The sequence below is a fragment of the Cylindrospermum sp. FACHB-282 genome (assembly GCF_014697195.1).
Classification (GTDB): Bacteria; Cyanobacteriota; Cyanobacteriia; order Cyanobacteriales; family Nostocaceae; genus Cylindrospermum.
Genome location: NZ_JACJRJ010000087.1, coordinates 1 through 9,141, shown reverse-complemented (window position 1 = coordinate 9,141; position 9,141 = coordinate 1). Strand labels below are relative to the sequence as shown.

The following is a 9,141-nucleotide window of genomic DNA, read 5'->3' as shown; positions in this document are numbered from 1 at the left end:
GTTTTCGGTGCTGGTGATCCATTCGCAGAAGCGATCCCATACGTTGGCGCTGGAGCGCTGTTGTAAGGTTGTGGTCATGGTTTTATGATTGCGGTTATGTTGTTTATGATGTTCGGGGTAAGCATTTTTACTCCCTGAATAAATACTAAGCTGTTTATTTCGATTTGTAAACCCCTGTTAGCAACATTTTTTAACAATTCTGGAAAACAGGGTGTTAAATAGAGGATGCAAAGCTTACACCACAAAGCTTTTAGGATTTTTGGGGAATTGTATATCTCTATTCATAAACGTTACATTTATGGCTTTATATAGTTCACGCTGCGTTACATACAGCCCAGCCTATACAATCGTCCCTACTTATGAGTGCTTTAATCGCTGCACCTACTGCAACTTTCGCAGGGAACCGGGTAAGAGTCCCTGGATGAATCTTGAGGCGGCGGAAAGGATTTTGCAACAACTGCAAAGCCAAAACATCTGTGAAATCCTCATTCTTAGCGGGGAGGTACACGCCCATTCATCCAGGCGTGAGGCGTGGTTCCAGCGGATTTATGAGTTGTGTGAGTTAGCGCTAGCGATGGGATTTTTACCGCACACTAACGCCGGGCCACTGAGTTTGGCAGAGATGGAAAAGCTCAAGGATATAAATGTTTCGATGGGTTTGATGTTGGAACAGTTGACGCCAACACTATTAAATACTGTGCATCGTCACGCGCCGAGTAAGTTGCCAGAGGTGAGGATGCAACAATTAGAATGGGCGGGTGAGTTGCAGATTCCCTTTACCACAGGGTTACTTTTGGGAATTGGGGAAACTGTAGATGATTGCTGGGAAACGTTGACAGCTATATCTAATGTGCATAAACGTTACCATCACATTCAAGAAGTGATTCTGCAACCCCACAGTCCGGGAAATCAGCAAAGCTTTGATGCACCGCCTTTTGACCCCCATGAACTACCAGAGGTGATTGCTAAAGCACGGGAAATTTTACCCGCAGATATTACAATTCAAATTCCGCCGAATTTAGTTAAGGATGCCGGCTGGTTACTTGCTTGTTTAGCTGCCGGTGCGCGAGATTTGGGGGGAATTGGCCCGAAGGATGAAGTGAATCCTGATTATCCTCATGTTCAGGAACAGGCTTTGAGAGAAATTTTACAACCGGCGGGGTGGGAATTGGTGCCGCGTTTGCCGGTGTATCCGCAGTTTGATGAGTGGTTGGGGGGAGAGTTGGCGCTGGGGGTGAAGCGGTGGAGGGAGAACCTAACCCCCCAACCCCCTTACCTAGCAGGGAAGGGGGAGTGTAGAGATGTTTCATGAAACGTCTATATATAGATATTTTTCCTCGTTCCTAGGTTCTACCTAGGAATGCCAGATGGGAGGCTCTGCCTCCTGTTAAGTATCTAAGGTGTGCACACAAGTCTCTCTCAACTTATTTATGGTTTATCGAACAGAGGAAACAAAACCTCACCCTGGTTTTGCATAGCAAAACCTGTCCCTCTCCTTCGCAAGGAGAGGGATGTCCGTTAGAACTCTTTGAGGTTTTGGAGGACTTTTGGGTAATCGAATAACTTGTGTGTATAACATAGCTGTTAAGTATATGAGGCAGAGCCTCTAAGAGTGCATTCCCAGCCGGAGTCTGGGAACAAGAAAAGTTCGTAGTTAGGACTTTAGTCCTGATTGTTCTAAGCACTGAAGTGCTTACTACGAGCCAAAACGGCTGATTGTGGCGGTGTCAGTAATTAAGCATCTATAATTTTCAGTAGGGTGGTGAAAAGAGCAATATTTTTTACAAAAAGAATAATCTGTGGCGAAACTTGCATGAACCCAAATTGCAGCGATTGGGATGAGGATTTACCCCCGGAACCTGAAGAAGCCTATTCAGATTTACTTCGCGCACTAAAGCGGAACTCAGGTTTTGGCTTGTATTTTGTCCAATGTACACCTGTGGAAGCAGAGCATTGTATTAAAAAAGTGCCACAGGATATGCCGCAGAAAAAAATTGACGTTCTCCGCTTTGTTGAGGAAATTGATAATTTATATCAGCGAGTGAATGAGTTTGTTAAAGACAAGCCAATTGATATTTTATTGATTAAGGGTTTGGAATATTCTTTATATAAGTATGAAAAAAGAAGTTTTGGTGAAATCACTGAAAGTAAATTTAGCAATATCAGCAGTGTTCCCCGAATTTTAAATCACTTAAACCAACAACGGGAAAGGTTTAGAGATCATTTCTCCATTCGCTTTGTTTTTCTTTTGCGTTCCTTTTCGCTCAACTATTTAATTCATCGCGCACCTGATTTCTATGATTGGCGTTCAGGTGTATTTGAATTACCGATAACACCAGAAGTTGTAGAACAAGAATCATCACGTCTGATGTTGGAAGGAAATTTTGAGGAATATTTAAAACTCAGCCAAGAACAAAAAATTGAGAAGGTTTTAGATATTCAAGAACTACTAACAGACCAACATCAGACAGAAGAAGGTAAAGCAAGGTTACAATTTGAAATGGGAAATTTACTATGCACTGCTAAAGAATATGAAGCGGCTATCACATCCTTCGACCAAGCGGTAAAAATTCAACCTGATGACCACCAAGCTTGGAACAACCGGGGTATTGCGCTAGGCAAATTAGAACGCTATGAAGATGCGATTACATCCTTCAACCAAGCGGTGAAAATTCAACCTGATGACCACCAAGCTTGGTACAACTGGGGTATTGCGCTAAGGAAATTAGAACGTTATGAAGATGCAATATTATCCTACGATAGAGCAGTAAAAATTCAACCTGATTACCACCAAGCTTGGAACAATCGAGGTATTGCGCTTGATGAATTAGAACGTTATGAAGATGCGATATTATCCTACGACCAAGCGGTGAAAATTCAACCTGATTACCACCAAGCTTGGTACAACCGAGGTATTGCGCTTGATGAATTAGAACGTTATGAAGATGCAATATTATCCTACGACCAAGCGGTGAAAATTCAACCTGATTACCACCAAGCTTGGTACAACCGGGGGATTGCGCTAGAGAAATTAGAACGCTATGAAGATGCGATATTATCCTTTGACCAAGCGGTGAAATTTCAACCTGACGACCACCAAGCTTGGTACAACCGAGGTATTGCGCTTGATGAATTAGAACGTTATGAAGATGCGATATTATCCTACGACCAAGCGGTGAAAATTCAACCTGATGACCACCAAGCTTGGCATAACCGGGGGATTGCGCTAGGGAAATTAGAACGTTATGAAGATGCAATATTATCCTACGATAGAGCAGTAAAAATTAAATCTGATTATCACGAAGCTTGGCATAACCGGGGTAATACACTAGGAAATTTAGGACGCTATGAAGAAGCGATATCATCCTACGATACAGCGGTGAAAATTCAACCTGATCTACACCAAGCTTGGTACAACAAAGCTTTCTCTTATGCCATTCAAGGCAATATTGAGCAAGCATTGAAAAACCTGCAACAAGCAATAAAGATAAATCCTGAAACATATCGAGAAATGGCAAAAATAGATTTTGATTTTGATCGTATTCGGAACGATAAAAATTTTCAAAATTTGATTCAATAACAACAAGCAAGTAATTATTAGTTTCCTACAATAAAATGATTTATCTCAAATCTTGCATCAGTCCCAAAAACAGCATCAGAATTCATTCTGATGCTGATAACAAAAGCCATCTCGATACTGCTGTCCAAACATTCCAGTCCGTTTTAACTCATATCTTGCACCAGACGATTAAAATCGCGGCTACCAGAACAAAGCCTGGCGACCCAGGCTCCAAAACCATTGAATTTACGTTAGTCCGCGCAGGCGGACTTTGTTTTTATAGCCGCGACTTCCAGTCGTTAGGGCTAAATGCAAGATATCTGATTTTATCAATGTGACACTACTCACACTCTGACTTACAACAGTAAATTAAACTAAAAATAAACACAACTCCCATGAATCAAAATCCTGACTTACTCACCAACCTCTACAACGCCTTTAATCCCTTTGAACCTTTACCCGCAGGTGACCCAAAATATGTAGATTGTCAGGATGTGCGGGGAGATGCAGATATTCAGCAAGAGTTGGGAAATCGGATGCGATTGGCAAAAACAAATACTTATCAATTGTATTCTGGTCATCGCGGTGCGGGGAAATCTACAGAATTGCTGAGATTAAAAAAATATTTAGAAGAACGGGAATTTTATGTAGTTTATTTTGCCGCTGATGAAGAGGATATTGATTCTGAAGATGCCCAATATACAGATATTCTCCTCGCTTGTACTCGGCGGTTACTCAAAGATTTACGGGAAATTGGTAATCCCAAACCAGTGGTGAATTGGCTAAAAGACCGTTGGCAAGAATTGAAAGATTTAGCACTAACTGAAATCCAGTTAGATAATGTGGATGTGGAAGTACAAATTGCTCAGTTTGCCAAATTAACGGCAAATTTAAGGGCTGTTCCTGAATTACGCCAAAAAATTAGAGAAAAAGTTAACCCTCATACTGTCACATTGATTCAGGTCTTAAATGAGTTTCTGGCTGATGTGAAAAAACGCCTACCTGAAGGACGTAACCAACTAGCGGTAATTGTCGATAATTTAGACCGGATGGTTTTAGTTAAAGATGGCGAACGAACTAATTATGAGGAGGTATTTTTAGACCGCAGTGAACAACTTAAAGCTTTAGATTGCCATTTGATTTACACTGTCCCCATTGCTATGGTCTATTCTACCAGAGCTACAGACCTGAGAGATATCTATGGCGACCCGCAAATTTTGCCAATGGTGATGGTACGCACTCAGAATGGAGAAGTTTACGAACCAGGAATTAATAAAGTTAAAGAGGTAATTTACCGGCGCATCAAGCCATTTGCACCGGAATTATCCCTAGAAACAGAAATATTTGATAGTCCCCAAACTCTAGAACGACTTTGTTTAATGAGTGGTGGTCACGTCAGAAATTTGTTATTGTTAACTCAGGATGCTATTGGACGCACTGAAGAATTACCAATTACTGAAAAATCTGTAAAACGCGCTATCACTCAGGCGAGAGATACCTATCGCCGTTCTGTGGAAAATCATCAATGGGTTTTGTTAGCTGAAGTCTCCCGTTCTAAGCGCATCATTAATGATGACCAGTATCGGAGTTTGATGTTTAATCGCTGTCTTTTGGAGTACCGCTACTTGGATGATGAAGAGGAGATGCAGCGTTGGTATGATATTCATCCACTGATTCAAGGCATTCAAGAATTTAAAGAAGCTGTAGCACAACTCCCATGAAACAAGATTTGAGCGATTGGGATGAAGACTCTCCCCCTGAACCTGAAGCAGCCTATCAAGACTTAGTTCGCGCCCTCAAGCGGAACTCAGGTTTTGGCTTGTATTTTGTGCAATGTAGTCCTGGGGAAGCTGAACAGGTGATTGGTAAAATTCCCCATGATTTACCGCAGAAAAAGATTGAACTTTTGCGTTTGGTTGAGCCAATTAGCAATTTATATGAGCGGGTAATTGACCTTTATAGCAATAAGCAATTTGAAGTTTTATTAATTACTGGTTTAGAATATTCTCTCTATAAATATGAAAAGAGAAAGTTTGGCGAAATAACTGAAGGTCAATTTAGTAATTTAAGCAGTGTTCCGCCTATTTTAAATCATTTAAACCAGCAGCGAGAAAGGTTTAGAGATGATTTCCCCATTTCTTTTGTTTTTCTAGTGCGGTCATTTTCTCTTAACTATTTACTTCATCGCGCCCCAGATTTCTTTGACTGGCGTTCGGCTGTATTTGAATTACCGACAACACGGGAAGTTGTAGAGTTAGAGTCATCTCGCCTGATTTTAGAGGGAGATTATGGGGAATATTTGAAACTTGCACCAGAGGAAAAGATTGAAAAGATTTTAGAAATTCAAGACTTGCTGGATGAGCAGCATCAAACAGAGAATATTCGCGCGAGTTTACAATTTGAATTGGGGGGTTTGTTGCATGCTGCTCAAGAATATGAATCAGCACTCGCTTCCTACGAAAAATCTGTAAAAATTCAACCGCATTATCCAGAAGGTTGGTATCGTCGGGGAAATGCTTTAGGGAGTTTAGAACTACATGCGGAAGCGTTAGCCTCTTTTGAGCAAGCGGTGAGAATAAAATGTGATTATTACCAAGCTTGGTTTAATAAGGGGATAGCGCTTTATAAGTTAGAACGCTTTAAGGAAGCGATCGCCTCTTTTGACACGGCTATAAAAATTAAACCTGATTACCACCAAGCTTGGTTTAAACGGGGTGTGACGCTGGATGAGTTAGAACGCTATGAAGATGCGATCGCCTCTTTTGACGAAACTATCAAAATTAAGCCTGATTCCCACCTAGCTTGGTATAACCGAGGCTTTGCACTACTGAATCTCAAACGCTACTCCGATGCGATCGCATCCTTCGACGCAGCGCTGAAGCTGAAACCCGATTACCAAGAAGCTTGGAACAACCGGGGAACCGCGCTACTGAATCTCAAACGCTACTCCGATGCGATCGCATCCTACGACGCAGCGCTGAAGACTCAACCAGATTCTCAAAACCGTGGTAATAGCCAGGGGATTACTCTGGGGGATTTGAGAACCAACGAAAATGCAAATACCTCTGTTGAAGAAGCTGTAAAAATTCAACCAGATTTACACCAGACCTTCTACAACAAAGCATCCTGTTATGCCATTCAAGGTAACATTGATTCAGCACTAGAAAATCTGCAAAAAGCCATAAATCTGAATCCTGACAAATATCAAAAAAGAGCAAAAACCGATTCCAACTTTGACGAAATTCGCCAAGACGAGCGATTCCAAGCACTTATTCAATAACCAACACCACTCTAACTGCTCTTCTTTGCTCCTTAGCGCCTTTGCGCCTTTGCGTGAGACAAAAATATTTCGCAAAAACTTGATATCGATGTGCTACGCAATATTATTTATCAAAACCCAGCCAAATATAACACTCCAGACACCAGCCCCAGATATCATCTACCAGAAGATAGAGCAGGCAGCCCCTACCTTGTTGTAAAATGAACAATGAAGGATTCGGGGGGCCATTTAATTGGTCATAAACGTCTATAGAGACCATCTTTGGTAATCTCCAAGGTTTAAAGTCCAGCCAGCTGAAACAACTACAGCGGCTGTATCACCAGCGCATACCGGGCGATCGCATCACCACGCCCGATTTTTCCCAACGTCTGGCAGCAATTAGCACAGAAATCAATCAGCCAGTCTGTACTTACATCAACCGACGCGGACAAGTGATTCGAGTCGGGGTAGGTACACCGCGTCAAACGCAAATCCCGCCGATGGAACTGCCCCGTTACGGTGCAGAACGACTCAGCGGTATTCGTTGTATAGCAACCCATCTCAAAGCAGAACCGCCAAATGAGGCAGCACTAACAGCGATGGCGCTGCAACGCTTAGATGCTTTGGTAGTGCTAAATATAACCGGAACGGGATTTACACGACGGGGTGGTGGCGCGGCTGGGTATGTGAAAGAAGCTTATTTAGCTCATTTGGCATCAAATACCAATCAGCTAGTCTTAACTCAGCCATCAGCAGTTGGTAACGCCAGTCCACCCACGCCTGTGCCTCCCCAAGACACAGCACTCTATTCCAACATCTCCCAGCCTCTAAGCTTAGATGACTTAGCAGAGCAGGATTTTCTGGACTTGGTAGAAGGGCTGGAAGAAGAATTCCGACGGGAATTCATTGCCCAAGAAGTAGATGCTGACCATGAGCGCGTTCTACTTATTGGGGTGCTGACCGATGGCAAAACGAACCAACAATTCCAGGACTCTTTGTCAGAATTGGCACGGTTAGTGGATACTGCTGGCGGAGACGTATTGCAGACAGTACAACAAAAGCGATCGCGCATTCATCCCCAAACAGTAGTTGGCGAAGGTAAAGTACAAGAAATTGCCCTCACCGCCCAAACATTGGGAGCCAGTCTCGTCGTCTTTGACCGCGACCTCTCACCCTCCCAAGTCCGCAACTTAGAAGCACAAATTGGTGTCCGGGTAGTTGACCGCACAGAAGTAATTTTAGATATCTTTGCCCAACGCGCCCAGTCCCGTGCCGGTAAGTTGCAAGTAGAACTAGCCCAGTTAGAGTATATGATGCCGCGCCTGACTGGAAGAGGACAGACAATGTCCCGACTAGGGGGTGGTATTGGGACTCGCGGCCCTGGTGAAACTAAACTAGAAACAGAACGCCGAGCAATTCAGAAGCGGATTTCCCGACTGCAACAAGAAGTAAATCAGTTGCAGGCCCATCGTTCACGGTTACGACAGCGGCGACAACATCGGGAAGTTCCCTCAGTCGCTTTGGTGGGTTATACCAACGCCGGCAAGTCCACCTTGCTCAACGCCCTCACTAACTCAGAAGTATACACAGCCGACCAGCTATTTGCCACACTTGACCCCACCACACGCCGTCTAGTAATTCCCCATGCAGATACTAATGAACCCCAGGAAACTCTCATTACAGATACTGTAGGGTTTATCCACGAGTTACCTGCATCTTTAATGGATGCCTTCCGCGCCACCTTGGAGGAAGTCACAGAAGCCGATGCCCTACTGCATTTGGTGGATTTGTCTCATCCCGCTTGGTTGAGTCATATTCGCTCCGTCAGGGAAATTCTAGCGCAAATGCCAGTCACTCCCGGCCCGGCGTTGGTTGCTTTTAACAAGATAGACCAAGTGAACAGCGAAACACTAGCTTTAGCCAAAGACGAGTTTCCTCTAGCTATATTTATCTCTGCCAGCCAGCGTTTGGGATTAGAAACCCTCCGCCTGCGTCTATCCCAGTTAATTGAATACGCCGTTGACTGTGGGTAAACACAGAAAATAAATTGTTGACCTAGAGTCAGTCATGCCGTAGTAGATTTATCTACTACGGCATTAGCTATGTATGAACAAAAATATATCTATTCACTTTAGCTAGCTAATATAGTACAAATAAACTCCTCTAACTTGCCAGAGGAGTTTATTTGTACAAATCTACTAGAAAAAGATGCGATCGCCTAAAAATTAGATTGAGTTAGTGGCGATCGCCTTTTTCAACTCCTTGAACAGCAACCGACAGCCATAGGCAGCAGTTTGGCTAATCACCAAATTACCGAAACCCT

General features: G+C 43.1%; 5 protein-coding genes. All 5 read left to right on the top strand.

Going from position 1 to position 9,141, the window contains the following annotated elements; translation table 11 throughout:
* Positions 1-298: 298 nt before the first annotated feature.
* The 5 genes from cofG (at position 299) to hflX (ending at position 8,851) form a co-directional block, all read left to right on the top strand.
* Positions 299-1,312: a 7,8-didemethyl-8-hydroxy-5-deazariboflavin synthase subunit CofG gene (cofG, locus tag H6G32_RS25795; RefSeq protein WP_190463524.1), complete on the top strand. Its 1,014-nt coding sequence runs from the start codon at positions 299-301 to the stop codon at positions 1,310-1,312.
* Positions 1,313-1,813: 501 nt separating this feature from the next.
* On the top strand, positions 1,814-3,580 hold the full coding sequence (locus tag H6G32_RS25790; protein WP_190463522.1) for a tetratricopeptide repeat protein: 1,767 nt from the start codon (positions 1,814-1,816) through the stop codon (positions 3,578-3,580).
* 374 nt (positions 3,581-3,954) lie between these two features.
* Positions 3,955-5,280, top strand: coding sequence for an AAA family ATPase (locus H6G32_RS25785; protein ID WP_190463519.1), 1,326 nt, complete (start codon positions 3,955-3,957; stop codon positions 5,278-5,280).
* Positions 5,277-6,839 carry a tetratricopeptide repeat protein gene (locus H6G32_RS25780; protein ID WP_190463517.1) on the top strand — a complete coding sequence of 521 codons (1,563 nt, stop codon included), beginning with the start codon at positions 5,277-5,279 and terminating at the stop codon, positions 6,837-6,839. Before H6G32_RS25785 ends, H6G32_RS25780 begins: the two co-directional genes overlap by 4 nt.
* 248 nt (positions 6,840-7,087) lie before the next feature.
* Entirely contained in the window at positions 7,088-8,851 is a 1,764-nt protein-coding gene (gene hflX, locus H6G32_RS25775; protein ID WP_190463526.1) for a GTPase HflX, read from the top strand.
* Positions 8,852-9,141 lie beyond the last annotated feature (290 nt).